Annotated in this window: 1 protein-coding gene; it reads right to left on the bottom strand. The window is 41.2% G+C overall.

Annotation, left to right across the window (positions count from 1 at the left end; all coding sequences use genetic code 11):
• Positions 1-9: 9 nt before the first annotated feature.
• Complete coding sequence (locus I6F54_RS20145; protein ID WP_442960974.1) at positions 10-1,338, bottom strand: IS4 family transposase; 1,329 nt, start codon at positions 1,336-1,338, stop codon at positions 10-12.
• Positions 1,339-1,427 lie beyond the last annotated feature (89 nt).

The raw sequence follows: 1,427 nt of genomic DNA, 5'->3' as shown, positions 1-1,427 counted from the left end.
TAATGCCAGTCAGTTAAGCTGACTGGCATTTTTCTTTTTATGGGGATACTTAGATGGTTTTGGCTTAACCCATCGGGGATATCTTCTATCCTCTCGTCTAGCTGGAAGCTTAAATAAGACCAGTGTATTGAGTAAGTGCTGCCAGTGTATTGGAATGTTCCCTGGACTCATTATAGATACTGACGAGAAATACTGAATGACAGCCATCGAACTGCTAGAGAAACTAAGCTGGTTAGGCCATATCCCTGTGACCGTCGCCGCCATCGTCATTATTCTTCGTATTAAATTATAGGCGAGTAACACGCCCCATAGCTCCTGACGCACCATGTCTGGACGCTTACTTCTTAAATGGTATGCGCTATCAAGCATGGTTTGTTTGATTTCTCTAAACCCAAGTTCTATCTCCCAACGATGACAATATAATTCAACAATTTCATTACCTGGATAACGCAATCTATCCGTCATCGAGGTTAATATACGGTAGCTTTTACCCTTTATTGTTTTACTGATTAATCTCGCTTTAATCGTTTCAGGAACATCGGGAAAGTTTTTTTGTGCATGCTTTGTTGTTTTCAATTCAATGATATGGTCATTTTTACCCGCGCTGGAGATGATTTCATACTGTAAGTCGGGCCTTGCTGGTATCAGCCAGTGCCTCATCTTCCCAGTTTGGTGCCAACGATTTAACAGGCCTAAAGAATAATATCCTTTATCAAACATAGTCAGTGAATTATCTGGTGTACGTTCAATTAAACGCTCAGCTAATTTCATCTCGTTGGTTTTATAGTTATCAAACTCGCTACTGAGCAGTTGATGGCTGGTCAATTCCATATGACAGACCATGCGTATTTGAGGAAAGGCTGTATCACCGTATTGGTTGCTACCAGAAGAGAAGGCTTTACGATTATCAGGCGTGTCGGCTGTTCGCCACACAACACCGTCAACAGCTAATAGGTTCAAACCATTCCATGTTTCGAATGACTGTTGCTTATACATTGATTGAGCAGATTTATTGAAAACGTGTTTAACGGAATCATCACCTAACCTTTGTCTCGCCTGTACCATCGCACTTGGAGCAACGAGTTGGTTCTTGCCTGGTAACATGATATCTAGCTTATTAGCGATATTCCAAACCGATTCTTTTCGAAACAATGCCATGCCAATAACTGACCACAAAACGGCCTCAAGCGGTAACCTTCGCTTACGAACGGTTGCAATCCCAGCTTGTTGAAAACCTTGTTCAATGATTTCAGGGTCAAGAATATCTGATAATTTTTCAAAGGTATGGTATCGGCTGCTTTCTTCAAGTGTTGCTTGCAGTGCTTGTTCTATATTCACAAAAAAATCCGTAGTTAGTTTCCTAACTACGGATTTTGCATGATCGTTTGGATCGGTCAACCGGTCATTTTCTTAACTGATCGGCATTA

Source organism: Pseudoalteromonas sp. SWXJZ10B, from assembly GCF_015864475.1.
GTDB classification, from domain to species: Bacteria; Pseudomonadota; Gammaproteobacteria; order Enterobacterales; family Alteromonadaceae; genus Pseudoalteromonas; species Pseudoalteromonas arctica.
This window is presented reverse-complemented; position numbering and strand designations above follow the sequence as displayed.